General features: G+C 64.7%; 20 protein-coding genes and 1 pseudogene. 11 read left to right on the top strand and 10 right to left on the bottom strand.

Annotation, left to right across the window (positions count from 1 at the left end; translation table 11 throughout):
• Positions 1-21: 21 nt before the first annotated feature.
• The 4 genes from gltX to ccrA all read right to left on the bottom strand — a co-directional run bounded on the left by gltX (position 22) and on the right by ccrA (position 6,290).
• Positions 22-1,362 (bottom strand): glutamate--tRNA ligase, encoded by a 1,341-nt coding sequence (gene gltX / locus K678_RS08405; RefSeq protein WP_021132032.1) that lies wholly within the window; start codon positions 1,360-1,362, stop codon positions 22-24.
• Positions 1,359-3,011, bottom strand: coding sequence for an NAD+ synthase (locus tag K678_RS08400; RefSeq protein WP_021132031.1), 1,653 nt, complete (start codon positions 3,009-3,011; stop codon positions 1,359-1,361). Before K678_RS08400 ends, gltX begins: the two co-directional genes overlap by 4 nt.
• 238 nt (positions 3,012-3,249) lie before the next feature.
• Positions 3,250-4,908: an acyl-CoA dehydrogenase family protein gene (locus tag K678_RS08395; protein WP_021132030.1), complete on the bottom strand. Its 1,659-nt coding sequence runs from the start codon at positions 4,906-4,908 to the stop codon at positions 3,250-3,252.
• Between the two features lie 95 nt (positions 4,909-5,003).
• Positions 5,004-6,290: a crotonyl-CoA carboxylase/reductase gene (ccrA, locus tag K678_RS08390; RefSeq protein ID WP_021132029.1), complete on the bottom strand. Its 1,287-nt coding sequence runs from the start codon at positions 6,288-6,290 to the stop codon at positions 5,004-5,006.
• 190 nt (positions 6,291-6,480) lie between these two features.
• On the opposite strand from ccrA, the gene K678_RS08385 reads away from it, so the two are divergent.
• The gene (locus K678_RS08385) at positions 6,481-8,454 is read left to right on the top strand and encodes a protein meaA (protein WP_021132028.1); all 1,974 of its coding nucleotides are present in this window, start codon (positions 6,481-6,483) and stop codon (positions 8,452-8,454) included.
• A 50-nt stretch (positions 8,455-8,504) separates the two neighbouring features.
• On the opposite strand, the gene K678_RS08380 is transcribed toward K678_RS08385, so the two are convergent.
• A complete protein-coding gene (locus K678_RS08380; RefSeq protein WP_021132027.1) occupies positions 8,505-9,080 on the bottom strand; it encodes a protein phosphatase CheZ in 576 nt (191 codons plus the stop codon).
• 480 nt (positions 9,081-9,560) lie between these two features.
• Here K678_RS08380 and rpmH point away from each other — a divergent pair, with 480 nt between their 5' ends.
• The 7 genes and pseudogenes from rpmH (at position 9,561) to K678_RS08345 (ending at position 14,463) form a co-directional block, all read left to right on the top strand.
• Complete coding sequence (gene rpmH / locus K678_RS08375; RefSeq protein ID WP_021132026.1) at positions 9,561-9,695, top strand: 50S ribosomal protein L34; 135 nt, start codon at positions 9,561-9,563, stop codon at positions 9,693-9,695.
• 5 nt (positions 9,696-9,700) lie between these two features.
• Positions 9,701-10,099, top strand: coding sequence for a ribonuclease P protein component (rnpA, locus tag K678_RS08370; protein ID WP_021132025.1), 399 nt, complete (start codon positions 9,701-9,703; stop codon positions 10,097-10,099).
• Positions 10,096-10,344 (top strand): membrane protein insertion efficiency factor YidD, encoded by a 249-nt coding sequence (gene yidD / locus K678_RS08365; RefSeq protein WP_021132024.1) that lies wholly within the window; start codon positions 10,096-10,098, stop codon positions 10,342-10,344. Before rnpA ends, yidD begins: the two co-directional genes overlap by 4 nt.
• A 166-nt stretch (positions 10,345-10,510) precedes the next feature.
• Positions 10,511-12,061: pseudogene (gene yidC / locus K678_RS08360) on the top strand (membrane protein insertase YidC); the annotation flags it as partial.
• Entirely contained in the window at positions 12,025-12,726 is a 702-nt protein-coding gene (gene yihA, locus K678_RS08355; RefSeq protein WP_021132022.1) for a ribosome biogenesis GTP-binding protein YihA/YsxC, read from the top strand. The pseudogene yidC and the gene yihA, both read left to right, overlap by 37 nt.
• A gap of 1 nt (position 12,727) precedes the next feature.
• A complete protein-coding gene (argB, locus tag K678_RS08350) occupies positions 12,728-13,648 on the top strand; it encodes an acetylglutamate kinase (protein ID WP_021132021.1) in 921 nt (306 codons plus the stop codon).
• A 437-nt stretch (positions 13,649-14,085) separates the two neighbouring features.
• Positions 14,086-14,463, top strand: coding sequence for a helix-turn-helix domain-containing protein (locus K678_RS08345; RefSeq protein WP_021132020.1), 378 nt, complete (start codon positions 14,086-14,088; stop codon positions 14,461-14,463).
• 153 nt (positions 14,464-14,616) lie between these two features.
• Here K678_RS08345 and K678_RS08340 read toward each other — a convergent pair whose 3' ends face one another.
• A complete protein-coding gene (locus tag K678_RS08340) occupies positions 14,617-15,387 on the bottom strand; it encodes a hypothetical protein (RefSeq protein WP_021132019.1) in 771 nt (256 codons plus the stop codon).
• Between the two features lie 101 nt (positions 15,388-15,488).
• On the bottom strand, positions 15,489-16,433 hold the full coding sequence (locus K678_RS08335; RefSeq protein WP_021132018.1) for a tyrosine recombinase XerC: 945 nt from the start codon (positions 16,431-16,433) through the stop codon (positions 15,489-15,491).
• Between the two features lie 128 nt (positions 16,434-16,561).
• On the opposite strand from K678_RS08335, the gene K678_RS19460 reads away from it, so the two are divergent.
• Both K678_RS19460 and K678_RS19455 read left to right on the top strand, forming a co-directional pair.
• The gene (locus K678_RS19460; protein WP_231376232.1) at positions 16,562-17,881 is read left to right on the top strand and encodes a class II aldolase/adducin family protein; all 1,320 of its coding nucleotides are present in this window, start codon (positions 16,562-16,564) and stop codon (positions 17,879-17,881) included.
• Positions 17,881-18,624, top strand: a complete 744-nt coding sequence (locus tag K678_RS19455) for an SDR family oxidoreductase (protein WP_231376233.1) — start codon at positions 17,881-17,883, stop codon at positions 18,622-18,624. The genes K678_RS19460 and K678_RS19455 overlap by 1 nt, the downstream gene beginning before the upstream one ends.
• Before the next feature lie 223 nt (positions 18,625-18,847).
• Here K678_RS19455 and K678_RS19450 read toward each other — a convergent pair whose 3' ends face one another.
• From K678_RS19450 to rimO, 3 genes are read right to left on the bottom strand one after another with little or no spacing between them, the layout of a single operon-like run.
• A complete protein-coding gene (locus tag K678_RS19450) occupies positions 18,848-19,093 on the bottom strand; it encodes an ATP-binding protein (RefSeq protein WP_231376231.1) in 246 nt (81 codons plus the stop codon).
• 29 nt (positions 19,094-19,122) lie between these two features.
• Positions 19,123-20,292, bottom strand: coding sequence for a sensor histidine kinase (locus K678_RS08325; protein WP_231376230.1), 1,170 nt, complete (start codon positions 20,290-20,292; stop codon positions 19,123-19,125).
• Positions 20,289-21,617 carry a 30S ribosomal protein S12 methylthiotransferase RimO gene (rimO, locus tag K678_RS08320; protein WP_021132015.1) on the bottom strand — a complete coding sequence of 443 codons (1,329 nt, stop codon included), beginning with the start codon at positions 21,615-21,617 and terminating at the stop codon, positions 20,289-20,291. Before rimO ends, K678_RS08325 begins: the two co-directional genes overlap by 4 nt.
• Before the next feature lie 457 nt (positions 21,618-22,074).
• Here rimO and K678_RS08315 point away from each other — a divergent pair, with 457 nt between their 5' ends.
• Positions 22,075-22,476, top strand: coding sequence for a DUF1465 family protein (locus tag K678_RS08315; protein ID WP_021132014.1), 402 nt, complete (start codon positions 22,075-22,077; stop codon positions 22,474-22,476).
• Positions 22,477-22,481 lie beyond the last annotated feature (5 nt).

Genomic DNA, 22,481 nt, shown 5'->3' with positions numbered 1-22,481 from the left:
AAACGACATTCAAAGGGAAGATCAGGCCACGCGGCCTTCAAGCCGGGCCTGCGCCCGGGCCCGCCCGATCAGAGGTAACAGAGTCTTCAGTTCCGGTCCATTCTCGCGCCCGGTCAACGCCAGCCGCAACGGATGGAACAGAGCCTTGCCCTTGCGGCCAGTCGCCTGCTTCACCGCCTCGGTCCAGACCGACCAGCTCGACAGATCCCACGGTTCCGGCGGCAGCAGAGCGGCGGCGGCGGCGGTGAAGTCGGCATCCTCGATCGTCGGGGTCAGGTCGGCCCGGCAGATCGCCCACCACTCGACCGCATCGGCCATCCGGGTCAGATTGCCGCGCACACCCAGCCAGAATGCCTCGTCCGCTTCGGCCAGACCGAGATCGGCCAGCGAGTCTTGCGCTTCGGCGAAGCTCATTTCGTGCACCAACTGGGAATCGAGCCGCTCCAGCAGGGCAAGGTCGAATTTCGGGCTGCCGCGCCCGAACTTGTCCCAACCAAATTCGGCGGCAAGACCAGCCAGATCGTGCTGGACCGCAACCGCGTCCGAGGTGCCAAGCCGGGCCAGCAGCGCGTTCAGCGCCATCGGCTCGATGCCCCGACCGCGCAGGTCGGCCAGCGAACCCGACCCCAACCGCTTCGACAGCCCGCCACCGCCGGCATCGGTCAGCAGCGACAGATGGGCAAAGCCCGGCACCGGCCCGCCCAGCGCCTCGAAAATCTGAATCTGGGCAACGGTGTTGGTGACGTGATCCTCGCCCCGCACGACATGGGTGATGCCGAACTCGATATCATCGACGACGCTGGGCAGGGTGTAGAGGAAGCTGCCATCGGCACGGATCAGCACCGGATCGGACAAATGCTCGCCATGTCCGTGGCAGGGACCGCGCACCAGATCGTCCCAGCGCACTTCGGCATGATCGAGCTTGAACCGCCAATGCGGGCGGCGGCCCTCGGCCTCGCGGGCAGCGATCTCGGCCGCACTCAGCCGCAGGCTGGCGCGGTCATAGACCGGCGGCCGTCCCCGCGACAGCGCCAGCTTGCGCCGGATTTCCAATTCCTCGGATGTCTCCCAGCAGGGATACAGCCGCCCCGAGTCTTTCAGACGCTCCGCCGCCGCGTGATAGCGGTCAAGCCGCTCGGACTGACGTTCCAGCCGGTCCCACGACAGGCCGAGCCAGAGGAGATCGGCCTCGATCGCCTCGGCAAATTCGGGACGCGAGCGTTCGGGGTCGGTGTCGTCGAGCCGCAGCACGAAGCGACCGCCGCTGTTGCGGGCGAACAGCCAGTTAATCAGGGCGACACGGGCATTGCCGACATGGAGCAACCCGGTCGGGCTGGGGGCGAAGCGGACGGTGACACTCATCGCGGGGTAAAGGCGTTGGTGATCGGGTAACGCCGCTCCTTACCGAACGCACGCGCGGTGATCTTGACGCCGGGCGGGGCCTGACGCCGCTTGTATTCGGCGCGGTCGAGCATCCGCCACACCCGGCGGACAACATCCTCGTCATAGCCTTTGGCGCAGGTTTCGGCCACGCTCATCTCTCCTTCGATCAGACATTGCAGGATGCCATCCAGCACCTCATAGGGCGGCAGGCTGTCCTGGTCGGTCTGGTTGGGCCGCAATTCGGCGGTCGGCGGCTTGGTCAGCACCCGGTCCGGCATCACCCGGCCCTCCGGCCCCAGCACGCCTTGCGGGCGATGGTGGTTGCGCCAGTCCGACACCGCGAACACGGTGGTTTTATAGACATCCTTCAGCACGGCATAGCCGCCGCACATGTCGCCATACAACGTCGCATAGCCGCAGGACATTTCGCTCTTGTTGCCGGTTGACAGCACCATCGGCCCGAACTTGTTCGACAGCGCCATCAGGGTCAGACCACGGGCGCGCGACTGCAAATTCTCTTCGGTAGTGTCGGGCGCGGCATCGCCGAACAGCGGGGCAAGCATTCCGGTGAACGCCTCCATCGCCGGGCGGATATCGACGGTGTCGAGTCGGGTGCCCAGCAAGGCGGCAACCTGCGCCGCGTCTTCCAGACTGTCAACCGAGGTGTAGGGCGACGGCATCATCACGCAGCGGACCCGATCGGCCCCCAGCGCATCGACCGCGACCGCAGCGGCCAAGGCGCTGTCGATCCCGCCCGACAGACCCAGCACGATTCCGGGAAAGCGGTTCTTGCGCACGTAATCGCGCAGGCCGACGACCATCGCCTGATACAGATTTTCCAGCCGCCCGACCGGCGCGGCCAGCGATCCGGCGCACTCCCAGCCGTCGGTGCCGCGCCGCCATTCGGTCAGGGCGATCTCGACCCGCCACGGGGGCAGAGAGGCGGCCAGACCGCCATCGCTGCCGACGACGAAGCTGCTGCCATCGAACACCAGTTCGTCCTGGCCGCCGACCTGATTGACATAGATCAGCGGCAGGCCGGTCGCGGCAACCCGGGCTGCCGCATGGTCCAGCCGCATCCCCGGCTTGTCGTCCTCAAACGGCGACCCGTTCGGCACCACCAGAATCTCGGCCCCCTCGCGGGCCAGGGCCCCGGCGACGTCGGCGTACCACATGTCTTCGCAGATCAGGACACCCAGCCGCACGCCGCGAAACGTGATCGGACCGGGCAGCGGACCGGGCACGAACAGCCGCGCCTCGTCGAACACGCCGTAATTGGGCAGATGGTGCTTGAACCGGATGGCGACGACGTCCCCGCCATCGAGCAGCAGGGCGGCATTATGGACCTGCCCGGCCTCGCGCCAGGGCGCGCCCACCAGGATCGCCGGACCGGACACGGTCTCAGCGGCCAGATCGCGCACCGCCACCGCGCACGCATCGAGAAACGCGCCCTTCTGCACCAGATCCTCGGGAGGATAGCCGCAGACGCACAATTCGCCGAACACCACCAGATCGGCCCCCAGCGCGGCGGCGCGGGTCCGGGCATCACGGATCAGTCCGACATTGCCGGCAATATCGCCGACGACGGGATTGATCTGGGCAAGCGCGATTCGAAGAGACTCGGTCATGACAGAACAGGCCGGATAGCTGGATCAGGCTCGCAGACTATGGACGGCGGCCAAGCCTGTCAACGAAGGGCAGCTTTTCTTATTTATCCCTGAAAGGTATTGGGCTTTCGCCCAAACCCAACCGGGGCGACGCCCCGGACCCCCTTTGTTTCAAAAAGGGGGTTCGGGGGCCTTCCCCCGAGCGGGAGCGGGCCGCAGCCCGCAGGCTGAAAGCCATAATTGAGAAAAGCTGCCCCCCCTACCCTCGCGCCCCGCCCAGCAAACCGCGCGCGATCACCTGGGCCTGGATTTCCGCGGCACCCTCAAAAATGTTGAGGATGCGGGCATCGCACAGCAGGCGGCTGACCGGATATTCCTCGGCATAGCCGTTGCCGCCATGGACCTGAAGGGCATTGTCGGCATTGGCCCAGGCAACGCGGGCGGCCAGCAGCTTGGCCATCCCCGCCTCGATATCGCAGCGGTGACCCTCATCCTTTTCCCGCGCCGAGAAATAGGTCATCTGGCGGGCGATCATCGTTTCGACCGCCATCCAGGCGATTTTGCCGCCGACGCGGGGGAAGTCATAGATCGGCTTGCCGAACTGGACCCGCTCGGTCGCATAGCGCAACGCGGTCTCCATCGCCGCCTGGGCGACGCCGACGGCGCGGGCCGCGGTCTGGATGCGGGCGGATTCAAAGGTCTCCATCAATTGCTTGAAGCCCTGGCCCTCGACACCGCCTAGCAGGTTCGCCGCCGGAACGGTAAAGCCGTCGAAGCCCAGTTCGTATTCCTTCATACCGCGATAGCCCAGCACCTTGATCTCGCCGCCGCTCATGCCGGGGGCCGGGAACGGTGCCGCCTCGGTGCCGCGCGGCTTGGGGGCCAGCAACATCGACAGGCCGCGATAATCACTGGTGGCCGGATCGGTGCGAACCAGCAGGGTCATCAGGTCGGAGCGGGCGGCATGGGTGATCCAGGTCTTCGCCCCGGTGACGGTGTAGACATCGTCCGTCCGCACCGCCCGCGTCCGCAACGAACCGAGGTCCGAGCCGGTGTTGGGTTCGGTAAAGACGGCGGTAGGCAAAATCTCGCCCGACGCGATCCGGGGCAGCCATTCCGCCTTCTGCTCGGGCGTGCCGCCCAGGCGGATCAGTTCGCCCGCGATTTCCGAGCGGGTGCCGAGCGAACCGACACCGATATAGCCGCGTGACAATTCCTCGGTCACCACGCACATCGCGGTCTTGCCCAGCCCCAGCCCGCCATATTCCTCGGGCAGGGTCAGGCCGAACACCCCCATCTCGGCGACCTGATCGACCACTTCGATCGGAATCAACTGGTCCTTCAGGTGCCATTCGTGGGCGAAGGGGGCAACCACCTCGTCGGCGAAGCGGCGGAACTGATCCCGGATCAGGGTCAGGGTCTCGTCGCCCAGACCGGCCTCGCCATAGCTGTGGCCGTCGCGCAGCAACGCCGCGATCTGGCTGCGCACGGCGGCGGTACAGCCGAGGCGACGCAGCACCTGCACCGCCGGTTCGGCAAGACGATGCAGATCAGTCGGCTCCAGACCGAGATCGGAGGGACGGATAATCTCGCCCTGGCTCATCGGGATGCCGCCATGAATCTGCGACAGATATTCCCCGAACGCGGCCTGGAGCATCAGCGCCTCCAGCTCGCCCAGCTTGGCGTCGGCCTCCAGCCGCTTGGCCCAGCCCAGCATCTGCTCCAGCGCGGTGACGGTCGTCGCCAGCCAGGCATAGCCATGGGCGGCGGTCTGGTGGGTTTCCAGCAATGACGCCGCGACCCGGCCATCGCGCACCACCAGGGCCGATACCCGGTCCTTGGCATCGGCGCGCAGCCTGTCGGCGGCGGCCAGCGCCGTTTCGCACAGGCCGATCAGATCGGGAAGCTGGGTGGTCATCGCTCTATCATCCTTGCGGCACGTCGGCCACGCCCCGACGGGGGGCGTGGCACGAGTCTGAACGTAAAAGAAAAACCGGAGGTGCGGAGGCCAGATCAGCCGTGGATGCAATCCTCGATGGTCAGGCGACCGGGCTGATGGGCCTGCACCAGCACCGCCATGTTGCCGGGCTTGTGCTCGTTTCTCAGCATCCGCATGTGGGCCAGCGGGATGTCGTCCCAGGAATAGACCTCGGACATGCAGGGGTCGATCCGCCGCTCGATCACCAGCTGGTTGGCCTGGGCCGCCTGAAGCAGGTTGGCGAAGTGGCTGCCCTGAATCCGCTTTTGCCGCATCCACACGAAGCGGGCATCGAAGGTGAGGTTAAAGCCGGTGGTTCCGGCGCAGAACACCACCATCCCGCCGCGCTTAACGACGTTGCACGAGACCGGGAAGGTCGATTCGCCCGGATGTTCGAACACGAAATCGACGTCGTTGCCCTTGCCGGTGATGTCCCAGATCGCCTTGCCGAACTCGCGGACCTTTTTCATATAGTCCGAGAACAGCTTGGGATCGCCGTCGACGTCGGGCAACTGGCCCCAGCAATCGAAATCCTTGCGATTGATGACGCCCTTGGCCCCCAGGCTGAGGACGAAATCGCGCTTGTCATCCTCGGAGACGACGCCGATCGCGTTGGCACCCGACACCGCGATCAACTGGACCGCCATCGAGCCCAAACCACCAGCAGCCCCCCACACCAGCACATTGTGACCGGGGCGCAGGACGTGGGGACGATGGCCGAACAGCATTCGGTAGGCGGTCGCCAGCGTCAGGGTATAGCAGGCGCTGGCTTCCCAGGTCAGATGGCGCGGACGCGGCATCAATTGCTGGGCCTGGACGCGGGCGAACTGAGCGAACGAGCCGTCGGGGGTTTCGTAACCCCAGATGCGCTGGCTGGGCGAGTTCATCGGGTCGCCGCCATTGCATTCCTCGTCGTCGCCGTCGGTCTGGTTGCAATGAACCACCACCTCGTCGCCGACCTTCCAGCGCTTGACCTTCGAGCCGACCGCCCACACCACGCCCGAGGCGTCGGACCCGGCGATGTGATAGTCGGCCTTGTGGTAATCGAACGGCGAGATCGGCTTGCCCAGACAGGCCCACACCCCGTTGTAATTGACCCCGGCGGCCATCACCATGACCAGAACGTCATGGGAATCGATCACCGGCGTCTCGACCACTTCAACCTGCATCGCGGTGTCGGGTTTGCCGTGACGTTCGCGCCGGATCGCCCAGGCGTACATCTGCCGGGGGACGTGCCCAAGCGGGGGGATCTCACCTAGTTCATAAAGATCCTTCACAACTTGTCCCGGACGAGTCTCGGACGAGAGTGCCGCTTCGGTCATACGCGATCTCCTTCAAGTGCCTGGCCTGTCGGCGATGCGCTCGTTCCTTGCGCCCGCCCGATAAAGTTATCGTTTTGCCGCTTTCTTCGCAATGCACAAAATGATAGTTTGTTTCGTGAATACATTTCGTTAAGAAACAATTAGTCGCCCTCCGGGCGGCTTTCCCGCACCGAAACAATCGAGCGCGCCGATGACCGATCCCAGAGCCCCCTCCTCTTCACGGGATAAGCCGTGGCTGATCCGCACCTATTCAGGACACAGCTCGGCCGCCGAATCCAACCGGCTGTACCGCACCAATCTGGCCAAGGGTCAGACCGGGTTGTCGATCGCCTTCGACCTGCCGACCCAGACCGGCTATGACAGCGACCACCCCCTGGCCCAGGGCGAAGTGGGCAAGGTCGGCGTGCCCGTCTGTCATATTGGGGATATGATGACCTTGTTCGAGGGGATCCCCCTCGAAAAGATGAATACCTCGATGACGATTAACGCCCCGGCGGCGTGGCTGTTGTCGCTCTATATCGCCACCGCCGAGCGCCAGGGCGCGGCGCGGTCCAGCCTGAACGGCACCACCCAGAACGACGTCATCAAGGAATATCTGTCGCGCGGCACCCACATCTTCGCGCCGCGCCCGTCCTTGCGGCTGACCGCCGACGTGATCGCTTTTGCCTATCGCGAGGTTCCCAAATGGAACCCGATCAACGTCTGCTCCTACCACCTCCAGGAAGCGGGCGCGACGCCAGACCAGGAACTGGCCTATGCGCTGGCGACCGCGATCGCGGTGCTCGACACCGTGCGCCCCCGCGTGCCCGAAGCCGACTTCCCCCAGGTGGTCGGGCGGATCAGCTTCTTCGTCAATGCGGGCATTCGCTTCGTCACCGAACTCTGCAAGATGCGCGCCTTCACCCGGCTGTGGGACGAGATTTGCCGCGACCGCTACGGCATCACCGACGAGACGCTGCGCCGCTTCCGCTATGGCGTCCAGGTCAACAGCCTGGGCCTGACCGAGCAGCAGCCCGAAAACAACGTCTATCGCATCCTGATCGAAATGCTATCGGTGGTGCTGTCAAAGGATTCCCGGGCCCGCGCGGTGCAGCTTCCCGCCTGGAACGAAGCGCTGGGCCTGCCGCGTCCGTGGGATCAGCAATGGTCGCTGCGGCTGCAACAGATCGTCGCCTATGAAACCGACCTGCTCGAATATGGCGATATCTTTGCCGGTGCCACCGCGATCGAGGCCAAAGTCGCCGAACTGGCGGCGGGCGCACGCGAGGAAGTGGCGAAGATCGACGCGATGGGCGGCGCCGTCGCCGCGATCGAAAGCAGCTATATGAAGAGACGGCTGGTCGAATCCAACGCCCGCCGGATCGCCGCGATCGAATCCGGCGAGCAGGTGGTGGTGGGGGGCAATCGCTGGACCGAGACCGAACCCAGCCCGCTGACCACCGGCGACGGGGCGATCCTGTCGGTCGATCCCCGCGCCGAGGGCGAACAGATCGAACGGCTGAAGGCCTTCCGCGCCAGCCGCGATGCGGCCGCAGTGGCCGCCGCGCTGGCCGAATTGCGTGCCGCCGCCGCCGAAGACCGCAATGTGATGGACCCGTCAATCGCCTGCGCCCATGCCGGGGTCACCACCGGCGAATGGAGCCAGACGTTGCGCGACGTCTGGGGCGAATACCGCGCTCCTACCGGGGTTTCGTCTTCCGGTTCCGGCATCGAGGGGGCGGCGCTGGCGGCCTTGCGGCAGCGGGTCGAGGCGGTATCGGCCAAGCTCGGACGGCGAGTCAAGATTCTGGTCGGCAAGCCAGGCCTGGACGGCCATTCCAACGGCGCGGAACAGATCGCGGTGCGCGCCCGCGATGTCGGGATGGAGGTGGTGTACGAAGGCATCCGCCTGACCCCGGCCCAGATCGTCAATGCCGCGTTGGAGGAAAGCGTTCACGTCGTCGGGCTGTCGATCCTGTCGGGGAGCCATCTGCCGCTGATCAGCGACATTCTGACCCGGATGCGCGCCGCTGGTCTGGGCGATATCCCGGTTGTCGCGGGCGGCATCATCCCGCCCGAGGATGAACGGACCCTGCTGGCCGCCGGATGCGCCCGCATCTATACGCCAAAGGATTACGAGATCACCCGGATCATGGGTGACATCCTCGATCTGCTGGATAGGTAACAGAGCGCCCCCCCCGCGCCGGGCGTGGGGGGGCTGTTTGCCGCCGGTCCTTAACCAAACAGCTTGTCGATCGCGTCCTGGCCCAGAATGGCATCGACATCGTCCTGCCCCATTGCCTCGCCGGGCAATTGCGGGCCGTGGAGGAGCTTGCGGTCGGGATCTTCTTCCTGCTTGATCTCGACCACCACCTTGGCCAGTTCCTCGCGTCCCCAGGTCAGGATGATCGAATTGACCCGATCCTCGACGAACTTCAGCGAGTTGACGACCTTCGACACCCGCTGGCCGGTAATGTCCTGGAACGAGCAGGCTTCGAACACCTGATTGACCCGGTCGCCGACGGTGCCGAAAATTTCCTCAAGCCGGGGTGAATCGGCACTGGCGGCCAGAACACGCGCCTCCGCGATCAGACCGTCGATGTCCTCGACGCTCTCCATAATAGTATTGGTTGCCGTTTCGGTCGCCGCGACGATCGCGTCAAGCTGTTCCGACATACTGTTGAAGTGATCGGACGAACTCGGCGGATTGAGGGCGGCGAGTTCCGCACGAATTTTTTGCAGATGCCCGAACAGCCCAACCAATTCCCGTTTCAGGCAGGCGGCATCCGCCGCGCCCTTGGCGATGGCCATTTATATTTCCACACCCGTTTGTCTAGGTACGATGATAGACCGTTTACCATCGCCACGCCAACGCCATGTATCCCCAAATTGTTTCAAATCAGCAGCAAACCGACCAGCCAGCACGTTCCTCCGGGCAGCGAGGCGAGCAAAAATGTGACAGGGAGCCGGAGCATGAGACACACCTCGCTTCAACGTAGAGGGACGCAGCGACGCCGCACGCCGAGATATAGAGCATGGGCCGGAGCGGCCGGGGTGACCGATCCATGAAAAGAGTACGCGCCACAATCTATTAAATCCATAGACTTTGCTTTATTTTGCATTCTCTGGCAAAAAGACCGACCTCGGCCTAGGATGGCCAAGGCACCGGGTCCAGCGCCGTTTTTCGGCGGAGGCGGGCCGAAATCGGCCGCCAGCACGATTGACTCCGCATCGCGGGCGGCTTATACACGTCCGCTCGTTTTCATGTCTGTTCGTATCGGAGTAGCCCTCGTGAAGCGTACCTATCAGCCGAGCAAGCTCGTTCGCGCCCGCCGTCATGGCTTTCGCGCGCGCATGGCCACCGTCGGCGGCCGCCGCGTCATCAACAACCGCCGCCGCCAGGGCCGCAAGAAGCTGTCTGCTTAGGGGCGATGTCGGCGCAGCTCGATCGGCTTAAAAAACGGGCCGATTTTCTGCGTGTCGCCGGCCTCAGGCGCAAATGGGCGGCTCCCGGTCTGATTCTTCAGGCCGCGCCCAGTCCGACCAAGGATCCGCAAGCCGACTCGCTTCGAGTCGGCTTCACCGTTTCCAAGAAGGTGGGGAACTCCGTCTGCCGCAATCGGGCCAGACGGCGTTTGCGCGCCGCAGTCGCCGAGATTTTTCCAGCCCGGGCCGCGCCCGGATTGGATTATGTCGTGATCGGACGACGCGAAACCCTGGACCGGCCATATTCTCTTCTCTTGCAGGATTTGGCCACGGCGCTAAAACGTCTCGGGGCGTTGCGCGTCGAGCCCGCCGCGACCGTTCCTGCGGCCCAAGGAGAGAGATGAACCCCGTCGGTCTGGTCCTGCGCGGACTGATCCGCACCTATCAATACCTGATCTCGCCCTTGCTGCCGCCGAGCTGCCGGTTTACCCCGACCTGCTCGGCCTACGCACTGGAAGCGGTGCAGACCCACGGCGCCTTGTCCGGATCGTGGCTGGCCGCCCGGCGGATCTGCCGCTGCCACCCCTGGTCCGAGGGCGGGTTCGACCCCGTACCCCCGCCGCCCCGTCAGTCGGAAAGGATGTCATGAACGACCAGCGCAATCTTTTCGCCGCCATCGCCGTTTCAGTCCTGATCCTGATCGGCTGGCAATATTTCGTGCCGGCCAAGGCTCCTGAGCTGCCTGCGGCGACCCGCAGGCCACGGCGACCGCCCCGTCGGCGTCGACCAGCCCGGCCCAGCCTCCGGCTGCGCCCGCCATCGTCGCTCCGGCCAACGTCAATCCGGTGGAAGCCCGCGCCACGGCGCTGACCTCCAGCCGCCGCATCTCGATCCAGACCCCGTCGCTGCACGGCTCGATCGCTTTGCTGGGCGGCCGGATCGACGATCTGACCCTGGCCAAGTATCACGAGACCACCGACCCCGAGAGCGCCGAGATCATTCTGCTCTCGCCCGCCGGTTCGCCCAATCCGTATTGGGCCGAGTTCGGCTGGGTCCCGACCGACCCGACCATTCGGGTCCCCGGTCCCGACACTCTGTGGTCGCCCCAGTCCGGCACCGTCCTGACCCCGGAACAGCCGGTGGTGCTGACCTGGGACAATGGCGACGGGCTGCGCTTCATCCGCACCTTCACCATCGACGAGAATTACATGTTCTCGGTGGCGCAGCGGGTCGAGAATTACGGCACCCGTCCGGTGGCGCTGCACCCGTTCTCGCTGCTGGCGCGGACCGGCACCCCGCATACCGAGGGGATGTACATCCTGCATGAAGGCCCGCTTGGCGTCTTCAACCGCACCCTGAGCGAGACCAAGTACGACGACCTGAAAAAGGACGGCGTATCGCGGCACGAGTCCGAAGGCGGCTGGGCCGGGATCACCGACAAATACTGGCTGACCGCCCTGATCCCCCCGGCGAAGGAGCAGACCACCGCCCGCTTCGTCCATCAGCGGATCGACAACACCGACCGCTATCAGGTCGATTACATGGGCGGTGCCCGCACCATTGCCCCCGGCGCCAGCCTGGACGCCGATTTCCGTCTGTTCGCCGGGGCCAAGCAGGTCGGCATGCTCGACAGCTATGGCGAGAAGTACGACATCGACCGCTTTGACCTCGCGATTGATTTCGGCTGGTTCTACTTCCTGACCAAGCCGTTCTTCTATCTGCTCCAGATGCTTCATTCGGCTCTGGGCAATATGGGCCTCGCGATCCTGGCCCTGACCGTGATCTTGAAGCTGGCGATGTACCCGCTGGCCAATAAGTCCTACGTGTCGATGAGCAAGATGAAGAAGCTCCAGCCCGCCGTGCAGGCCCTTCAGGCCCGCTTTGGCGAGGACAAGATGCGCCTTCAGCAGGAAATGATGATTCTCTACAAGAAAGAGAAAGTCAGCCCGCTGTCCGGCTGCTTGCCGGTCCTGGTGCAGATTCCGGTCTTCTTCGCCCTGTATAAGGTCCTGTTCGTCACCATCGAAATGCGCCATGCGCCGTTCTATGGCTGGATTCACGATCTGTCGGCCCAGGACCCGACCAACATCTTTACCCTGTTCGGCCTGATCCCGTGGGCGCCGCCCAGCTTCCTCCATCTGGGGCTGTGGCCGCTGATCATGGGCATCACGATGTACTTCCAGCAGAAGCTGAACCCGCAGCCGCCGGATCCGGTCCAGGCCAAGGTTCTGTCCTTCCTGCCGATCCTGTTCACCTTCCTGCTGGCGAACTTCTCTTCGGGTCTGGTGATCTATTGGGCCTGGAACAACGCACTCTCGATCGCCCAGCAATGGATGATCATGCGTCGCCTGGGAGTAAAGCCCTGACGTCCGAACGCGATCCCTCGACCGGGGCGGCCGATGCCGACCCGGTCGAGACCGGGCGCCTTCTGTTCGCCCGCGAATGCCGCTTTATGATGGGCGGGGTGTCGCTTGACACCCTTCCTCCCGCCGACCTGCCCGAACTGGCCTTTGCCGGGCGGTCCAACGTCGGCAAGTCCAGCCTGTTGAACGCCCTGACCGGACGCAACAGTCTGGCCCGGACCTCCAACACCCCCGGCCGTACCCAGGAACTGAACTTCTTCGATCTGGGCGGACGTCTGGTTCTCGTCGACATGCCGGGCTATGGCTTTGCCAGCGCCCCTAAGGCCCAGGTCGAGCGTTGGACCCGGCTGGTCGAGGGCTTTTTGCGCGGCCGCAGCGTGCTGCGTCGGGCTATCGTGCTGGTCGATTCCCGTCATGGGCTGAAAGACAGCGACCGCACCATGATGAAAATGCTCGATCAGGCGGCCGTGGTCTATCAGGTGGTGCTGACCAAGGCCGATAAGATCAGCGATTCCGCCCTGGCGGCGGTCACCGAAACGGTCCGGGCGGAAATCGCCAGCCGCGTTGCCGCCCACCCCACTCTGATCGCCACCTCTTCTGAAACCGGACTTGGCATCGCGGAGTTGCGGGCCGAGTTGGCCACCCTCGCCCGTGGAGCGAAGATTTAAGATGATCAGCGAAGACACCCCCGACATCCTGCATGATCGCAAGGCCTGGCTGGAGCGTGCCAAGACCCTGTCCGAGGCGCTGCCCTTCATGCGCCATTTCTCGGACGAGACCCTGGTGATCAAGTTCGGCGGCCACGCGATGGAGTCGGACGACCTCGCCCGGCTGTTCGCCCAGGACGTCGTGCTGTTGCGTCAGGTCGGGGTCAATCCGGTCGTCGTGCACGGGGGCGGGCCGCAGATCGACCAGATGCTGAAGCGGCTGAACATCGTCACGCCCCGCATCGACGGTCTGCGTTATACCGACGAGGCCACGATCGAAGTGGTCGAGATGATCCTGGCCGGTAAGATCAACAAGCAGATCGTGTCGGCGATCAACGAAGCGGGCGGCTTTGCCGTCGGCCTGTCGGGCAAGGACGGCCAGTTGATCCGCGCCCGTCGGCTGCGCCATATCCGCCGCGATCCCGAAACCAACCGCGACGTTCCGGTCGATCTGGGCTTTGTCGGCGAACCGGCCGAAATCACCCCGCACATTCTCGATTTCTTCCGCGAATCCGACATCATCCCGGTGGTCGCGCCGGTGGGCATGGGTCCGGCGGGCGAGACCTATAACATCAACGCCGACACCGCCGCCGGCGCCATCGCCGCCGCCACCGGCTCGCGCCGTCTGTTGATGCTGACCGACGTTCCCGGCGTGCTCGACAAATCGGGCAATCTGATCCCGGAAATGACCGCCGCTCAGGTCAAGGCCTTCATCGCCGACGGCACCATCTCGGGCGGGATGATCCCCAAGGTCGAAACCTGCCTCGATGCGGTGGCCAAGGGCGTCGATGCCGCGGTGATCCTGGACGGGCGGATTCCCCACGCCGTCCTCCTCGAATTGTTCACCCCGCACGGTGTCGGCACCCTGATCAAAGCGGGCTGATAAACCAGTCTTTTGAAGGGGGCAGGCCCGTAACGGACCTGCCCCCCTTTTTTTGCCTCCCCGTTGGACATCCCCCCCTCTCCGCGAAGTCGGCGGCATCGTGCCTTCACATGACATTCTTTCGTCATACAGTAATGGTATCATGTACCCACGGGACATTCCGACACGGCCCGAGTAATCATAAAACAGAGATAACTAGCCAAAAACTATCCGAACGGTTGTCTTTGGAACCATCGCGACTTTGAGCTAGTGTAGATTATGCCGTAATTTTAGTTTTTCCCTTATTCCTTGCGGCCTTCCCTCTTGCGTTTCGCATACACTGAGGCAAGTATCGGCGCCGAAATTGTGTTGAGGGAAACATGCCAAGAAAAAAGGCAAATCGAGGCCGAACCCCATCGGGCGCACCCAATCCGATTGATGTTCACGTCGGTGCGCGGATGCGGTTGCGGCGCACCCTGCTGGGACTGAGCCAGGAAAAGCTTGGTGAACTGATCGGCTTGACGTTTCAGCAGGTCCAGAAATACGAACGCGGTGCCAACCGCGTCAGTTGTTCGCGACTGTTCGATCTGTCGCGCGCCCTGGAAATTCCGATCTCGTACTTTTTCGAAGACATGCCGGAGGAGGTCCAGAACCTCAGCCCGGTTCAGATGGGCCGCGAACCGCCCCAGGAAGACCTGCCCGCTGGCGAGGCCGACCCCCGGCTGCGACGCGAAACCCTGGAACTGGTCCGCAATTACTACAGCATCAGCGACCCCGACGTGCGGCGGCGCATTTATGACCTCGCCAAGGCGCTGAGTGAACGGGGCGACGACTAAACCGCCCCGTGGCGGAACCGGATGCCCTGCTGCCGGGCCGTCCCTCCCGGATCGTCCAAGGACTGCGTGGGCATTTCGGCCCTCCCCCCGCAGCCCCAGACGAGCCTGTGACCAACGGTCGGAACGGATTGCTCCGTCGTCCAGACGTCCCTGTCAGATGCAATAATCGTCGGCGGCCGGTGGCCGGGGCAGGCGCGGCGCGAACCGCCCTCCCAGTAGCGGCGCCAGCCTGCCGAGATCGCCCAGCACATCCAGCACCACGGTCTCGGCCCCGCCGCCGAGCACCGCCCCCTGCCCGCCTTCGTCGCGGAACAATTCCAGCCCCAACCGACCGATCTGATCGATCGCCGACTGCGCCCCTTGCGCCGGATAGGTGATCATGTAGGGGATCGCCAGTGTCTCCAGCAAGATCGCGGCGTCGATCGCATAGCCAGGACCGCGCGGATCGTCGGGCGGCGGATCGATGAAGACAAAGTCGGGACGGCGCGGCATCGCCACCCTTGAGCGCAGGAAGCGGAACCAGTCATGGCTCCAGAACCGGACCCAGCCGCCTTCGCGGTTGGCCTGGGCACGGGCGATCTGAGCGGGGTCGATGTCGTTGACGTCGATCTCGACCGCAACCCCGAACGCCCCCAACACCCGCGCCGCCAACACCCACGAACCGGGATGGCCCTCGCACCCGGCCAGCGAGGTTGCCACCGCCTCGTGAAACGCCGTTCCGGTGAAGTTGGCGCGCTCGGCCTGAACCATGTCCAGACCGCTGGGGCGGGCAATGCAGCCGCATCCGGCATGGGTATCGGCAAAGGAAAACGAAACCTCGGCAGCAGAGGACTCGCCTTGGCGCGCGGTGGTCGCGGCCCGCGCCAATGCCGCCGCGAGAATGAACTGCGTCCAGAGAATGCCGTGGTCGCCCTGGTCTTCCATAAAGTGTCCGTCCGCACCTGTTGTCTCTGCGAGTAAAGCACGGAACCGGAGCAACGCCAGAGAGAATGTGTCGCAAGCGGACGGCCCCCCTCTCCGTCGGTTCAGCCTTTGGCACGAGGATGGGCGTCCCGATAGACCTGGGTCAGGCGGGTGGAATCGATCGCGGTATAACGCTGGGTGGTCGACAGCGAACTGTGACCAAGCAGATCCTGGATCGTGCGCAGATCGCCGCCGCCTGCCAGCAGATGGGTGGCGAAGCTATGACGCAACGCATGGGGCGTGGCGGTGTCGGGCAGACCCAGCAGTGGCCGCAGGCGGCGCATCTGGCGCTGGACCACGCCGGGATTGAGCCGCTTGCCCCGCGCCCCCAGGAACAGCGGGGAGTCCGGCTCGCCCCGATAGGGCAACAGGTCGAGATAGGCGGCAATCGCCGACCGCACCACCGGCAAAATTGGCACCATCCGCTGTTTGCGCCCCTTGCCGGTGATGACGATGCTGTCGCCGGTGGGGGCCTCGCGCCGGGTCAGAGCCAGCGCCTCGCCCAGACGCAGCCCGGCCCCGTACAGCAGAGTGAACAAGGCGACGTCGCGGGCGGCCAGCCAGGGTTCGTCCTGCTCCTCGGCGGCGACGGCCAGGGTATCCATCGCTTCATCGACCGCGAGCGGACGCGGCACCGAGCGCGGGACCCGGGGCGAACGCACCGTCGCCAGCGCCGGATTGTGGACCAGCCCGGCGCGGTCGAGATAGCGGAAGGCACCGCGCAGCGTCGACATCGCCCGGGCCAGCGACGCGCGTGACAGCCCCTCGCCCCCGCGCCGGGCAAGATAGGCGCGGAAATCGGCGGCGCTAAGGCCAGACAACGCCGCCAGATCGGGCGGTTCGCCGAGATGGACGGTCAGAAAGGACAGAAAAGCGGCAAGATCGCGGCTGTAGGCGTCAATGGTGTGGGCCGACGAGCGCTTCTCTTCGGCCAGCCAACGGCTCCACCCCGCCAAGGCGGCGGCAAGGTCGGGGCAAACGGTGAAAACTATCGGGGCGGCGGACATCAGAGTGCGACAGGAGACGGTTGCGATGTCCGAATAGTATGGCAGCGCCCCATGGCGGTGACAGCGGAAAGAAAGCCGGGTAATAATCCGCCCCCTAGCCTGTCTGTCCCGCCGTCCGAGGTTTACCGATGAAATCCTTGTGGTCCCCTGCCGAAGCCGAACATCTGGTCGCCCAATGGAGCGCCCAGGGAATCGACGCCGAGTTGGCTCTGTCCGTTTACGCCACCCGGCTGTTGGGCGGCGATCCGACGCTGGTCCTGCATGGCGGCGGCAACAGCTCGGTCAAGGCGACCCAGCCCGATCTGCTGGGTGAGCCGGTCGCGGTGCTGCATATCAAGGGATCGGGCCGCGACATGGCGGTGATCGACCCCGAAGGTCTGCCCCCGGTGCGGCTGGACGCGCTGCGGGCGCTGCGGCGGCTGGAGAGTCTGTCCGATCCCGAGATGGTCGATGTGCTGGGGCTGAACCGGCTGAAATCCAACTCGCCCGCCCCCTCGGTCGAGACGCTGATGCACGCTTTTCTGCCGCAGCGGCATGTGCTGCATACCCATGCCACCGCCGTGCTGGCCCTCACCAACCAGCCGGACGGGGCGGCGATCTGCCGCGAGGTGTTCGGCCCCCGCGTCGGCGTCGTTCCCTACATGATGTCGGGCTTTGCCCTGGCCCGCGCCGTCGCCGAAACCTATGAGGCCGACCCGACCGTCGAGGGTCTGGTGCTGCTGAAGCACGGTCTGGTCACCTTTGGCGACGATGCCGCCACCGCCTACCAGCGGATGATCGATCTGGTCACCCTGGCCGAACAGCGCCTGGCCCAGGGCCGCCGCAGTGTCGTTCCCGTCGCCGGTCTGGTCGCGGACCCCGTTCCCGCCGCTGCGCTGGCGCCCCGTCTGCGCGGCCTGCTCGCCCGCGACAAGGGCGACGGCGCGTTCGAACGCTGGCTGCTCGACCTGCGCGACGACGAAGCGGCCCGCGCCCTTTCCGCCGATGCCGGACTGATCCTGGCGATCGGACGCGGCGTTGCCACCCCCGACCACGTCATCCGCACCAAATCCTGGCCGCTGGTACTGCCCCCGCCCCCGCGAGCGCCGACCTCGATGCCTGGACCGAGGCCGCCCGCGCCGCGATCAAAGAGTTTGAATCGTGCTACCACGATTACTTCGTCACCAATAACGACGCCAAGGGCGGCGGACGAATCGAACTCGACCCGGTCGCCCGCGTCGCGATCGTCCCCGGCCTCGGCCTGTTCGGAATCGGAGCCACCGCCGCCGCCGCAGCGATCGCCGCCGACATGGCGCTGGCCACCGCTGCCTGCGCCGCCGCCGCCGAAAGCATCGGCAGCTACGCCCCCGCCGCCGAAGCCGACCTGTTCGACTTTGAATATTGGTCGCTGGAACAGGCCAAGCTGGGTGGCCGCAAGCACCCGGAACGTCCGCTGGCCCGGCAGGTGATGGTGGTCACCGGCGGCGGTTCGGGGATCGGCGCCGCGACCGCCCGCGCCTTCGCCCGCCAGGGAGCCGAGGTGGCGATCCTCGATCTCTCAGCCGAGGCGGCCGAGGCCGTCGCCGCCTCGATCGGGCCGCGTGCGCTGGGTCTGGGCTGCGATGTCACCAACCCGGACGCCGTTGCCTCCGCCTTCGACGCGATCGCCTGCCGGTTCGGCGGCATCGATATCGTCGTCAGCAATGCCGGCGCGGCGTGGCAGGGCACCATCGGCAGCGTCGATGACGCCACCCTGCGCCGCTCGTTCGAGCTGAATTTCTTTGCCCACCAATCGGTGGCCCAGAACGCGGTGCGGCTGTTCAAGGCCCAGGGCACCGGCGGCAGCCTGCTGTTCAACGCCTCGAAGCAATCGGTCAATCCGGGCAAGAATTTCGGCCCCTACGGCCTGCCCAAGGCGGCGACCCTGTTCCTGATGAAGCAATATGCGCTCGATCACGGCAGGGACGGCATCCGCTCGGCGGCGGTCAATGCCGACCGCATCCGCTCCGGCCTGCTGACCGGCGACATGATCGCCAGCCGCTCGGCGGCGCGCGGCCTGTCGGAAAAGGATTACATGGCGGGCAACCTGCTCGGCCGCGAGGTGGGAGCCGAGGACGTCGCCGACGCCTTTGTCTGGCTGGCCCGTTCGAACAAGGTCACCGCCTGCACCATCACCGTCGATGGCGGTAATATCGAAGCCAGCCTGCGCTAACCGCCGGAGTGCCGGGCGGCCCTTGTGGCCGCCCGGCACCCTCCCTATTCGGTCTCCCGTGAAAAAGTCCCTCCCCGCCTCCGAGGCCGATGGGCGTCGCCCATCGGCCTCGGAGGGAACCAAATCCATCCCCGCGCGGAAAGCTTGATTGAGCACGGGGATTCTTTTTGAACCGGGGAAAAGTACACTGAGGCCAAAGGCCGAAGGACTTTTTCACGACCGACTATTCGGCGGCGATCACTCGCTCGGGCGGCAACAGGACACTGACGCAGGTGCCTTGACCCGGCGCGCTGTCCAGGCTGACCTGACCGCCCAACGCCTCGACAAAGCGTTTGACGATCGCCAGCCCCAGCCCGGCTCCATCGTGTGAACGGGCGTGCAGGGCATCCGACTGAAAGAACGGTTGCCACACTTTGCCGTGATGTTCGGCCGGGATGCCGATGCCGGTATCGACGACGTGAAAAGCCACCCCGTCTACTCCAACTTCGATCCGGATCGTCACCGTCCCCCGGCCGGCGTGAACTTGATCGCGTTGGTGACCAGATTGAGCAGGACCTGGCGCAACCGGCGCGAATCCGCCCGCAGACGCGGCAGCGTGGACGGCAGATCGACCTGCAACCGGATCGATCCCTCTTCCGCGTGAGGGTCGAGCAGACGGCGAACCGACGCGACCAGATCGCCCGGGCACACTTCGTCCTCGGCGAGATCGACATGCCCCAGTTCGACCCGCGACACGTCGAGGATATCTTCGATCAAAGCGCCCAAATGGTGCCCGGCGGCGTGGATCAGCCGCAGATAATCGCGCGCCTGCTCGGGGTCCAGCGGTCCCAGGGCGTCGGACAGCAGCGCTTCGGAAAAGCCGATCACCGCGTTCAGCGGCGTGCGCAATTCGTGGCTGACGGTAGCCAGGAAGTTCGACTTGGCCCGATTGGCGGACTCGGCTTCCAACTTGGCGGCGAGCAGATCGGATTCGGCCCGCTTGCGCTGGGTGATGTCGCGGCCTTCGGGAACCAGATAGATCACGGTTCCATCGGTGTCGGTGACTGGCTTTAACGAGAAATCGATATAGGCCAACTCCCCATCGCCGCCGCGATGAGAGGTCTCGAACCGGACGAACTCGCCCTGGCTGGCGCGGCGGATCGCATCGATCAGCAAAAGGCGCTCTTCCGAGGAATGACCCCACCACGGGGTATCGGCAAAGAAATGCCCGCGCACCGATTCGAAATCGTTGCTTTTGATAAACGACATCGCGGTGCGGTTGGCGTCGAGGAGATGGCCTTCTGGCGACAGCAGACCGATGAATTCGTAGGTATTCTCGATAATCGCCCGCATCTCGCGATGGGCCCGCTCGGCGGCGCGCTGTCGCACTTCGGGCCAGGGATCGAGATCGATCAGGGTGCCGCCACCGGGCAGCGGGGCCAGGGCCAGCGAGACGTCGACCCGGTTGCCATCGGGACCGGACAGAATCGCCAGCCCATCGCGCCAGGGGGCGATCCAATCCGGAGCGGTACCGACCAGCTGGGCAAGATCACGACGCGACAGGGTGCAGAACGCCGGGTTGGCATCGAAAAACCGGCCATCGGCTCCCAAAAGAGCTAACGGCCGGCTCGACGATTGGAACGCGGCACGGTAGGGATCGGAAGGAGATGGGGCTTGCGCCTCCGTCATGAAGGCGGCCCGACCGGATGGCCCCACAGATCGTAATCCTCGGCGGCATCGATCTCGACCGCGACGAGATCGCCGGGGCTAAGCTCGGTTTCGCCGTTGAGGAACACCGCGCCGTCAACCTCGGGGCTGTCGGCGGCGCTGCGGCCGATCGCGCCCTCTTCGTCCACCTCATCGATAATCGCGACGATCACGCTGCCGACCTTGGCGGCGGCGCGTTCATCGGCGATCCGGCGCGCCGCTTCGGTAAAGCGCTGGTGACGCTCTTCCTTGACGTCCTCATCGACATGATCGGCGTGGGCGTTGGCGGCGGCTCCCTTGACGTTTTCGTATTTGAAACAGCCGACGCGGTCGAGCTTGGCCTCCTCCATCCAATCGAGCAGGAACTCGAAATCCTCTTCGGTCTCGCCGGGGAAACCGACGATGAAGGTCGAGCGAATCGCCAGATCGGGACAGTCACGTCGCCAGCCGGAAATCCGATCGAGCAGCTTTTCATGATCGGCGGGACGGCGCATTGCCCGCAACACAGTGGGGCTGGCGTGCTGAAACGGGATGTCGAGATAGGGCAGAATCGTCCCTTCGGCCATCAACGGGATCAGATCGTCGACATGGGGATAGGGATAGACGTAATGCATCCGCACCCAGATCCCCAACTCGCCCAGCCCCTTGGCCAGATCGGTCAGGTGGGTGCGGCGCGACTGCCCGCGCCAATCCTGCGCCTGATGGCGCAGATCGACGCCATAGGCCCCGGTATCTTGCGAGATCACCAGCAATTCGCGCACACCGGACTCGGCCAGCCGCTCGGCCTCGCCCAGCACGTCGGCAATCGGGCGGCTTTGCAGCCGTCCGCGAATGTCGGGGATGATGCAGAACGAGCAGGAATTGTTGCAGCCCTCGGAAATCTTCAGATAGGCATAATGCGACGGCGTCAGATGCAGCCCCGCCGCCGGAACCAGGGATTCCCAAGGATCGTGCGGCGGCGGAACCGCGCCATGCACCGCTTCGACCACCGCCTGATATTGGTGCGGTCCGCTGATCGCCAGCACCGAAGGATGGGCAGCGCGGATCGCCGCCTGATCACCGCCCAGACAGCCGGTGACGATCACCCGCCCGTTCTCGGCAATCGCCTCGCCAATCGCTTCAAGCGATTCGGCCCGCGCGCTGTCGAGAAAGCCGCAGGTATTGACGATGACGACGTCGGCCCCGTCATAGGTCGCGGAGATGTCATATCCCTCGGCCCGCAGGCGGGTAAGAATACGCTCGGAATCGACCAGGGCCTTGGCACAGCCAAGGCTGACGATTCCGACCTTCGGGTTCGGTCTGTTCATGACGGTTCCGGCTGCCGGGGGTGGAAAAGACGTCACTTAGCGGATATCGCCCTCTATTCGCAAGTCTCAAGCCATCACAGCCATAAGTTATAACCGAAGTGGATAGAAGAACCAAGCCAACCGCAGACTGATCCGCTCCAACAAAAAGTTGTTACGGCCGGAATTTAAAACCACCCAAAGATGAGGAAGAGACACACCCCCAAATCGCCTCAGGTTTTCTTAGCATCACCTTACGGCATGACGCGCCCCGACGCAAGCCAGTCACAGTAAGTATAGTCTTTTTCACTCGGCCCAATTCGTCACATCCAAAACAAATCTGTCACAACACTTCAAGTTGAGGAGAATCGAGCCGAAATGGGTGACGAATAATTATTTTAGGGGGGAACCTTGCGATAGCGTTACGAAGATGCGACATTATAAAAACGAAGGTCGCTCTTGTGGCATGGGAGGGGCGCTTATGCCGCAACCCGCCTTTTTCAGCAGAACATACGACGAGACCCTCACCCTGATGGTCGAAGCGAGGAATTACCTCAGCCATTCCGAACGGCGCGACCGCGAACGCGCCGAGCCGGTGGTGGGGTTGCGCATGAGCTGCGAGGCGATGCGCGTCACCTCGCGCCTGACCCAGGTGATGGCGTGGCTGATGGTGCAACGGGCGGTGCAGACCGGCGAATTGACCCCGGAACAGGCGCTGGTCTCGGAACGTCGCCTGTCGGGGTTCGATGTCTGCCTCGATGACAGCTTCATCGGCGATTCCTCGCTACCGAACGGCCTGCGCAGCCTGATGGACCGCAGCCACCGGCTATTCCTCCGCGTCGCCCGGCTCGAAGAAATGCTGGTCGAGCGGGTCCTGCATTAACCCGC

The organism is Magnetospirillum fulvum MGU-K5 (assembly GCF_000442515.1).
Classification (GTDB): domain Bacteria; phylum Pseudomonadota; class Alphaproteobacteria; order Rhodospirillales; family Magnetospirillaceae; genus Phaeospirillum; species Phaeospirillum fulvum_B.
The sequence above is the reverse complement of the archived record's forward strand: the minus strand, read 5'-3'. Positions and strand labels throughout refer to the sequence as shown.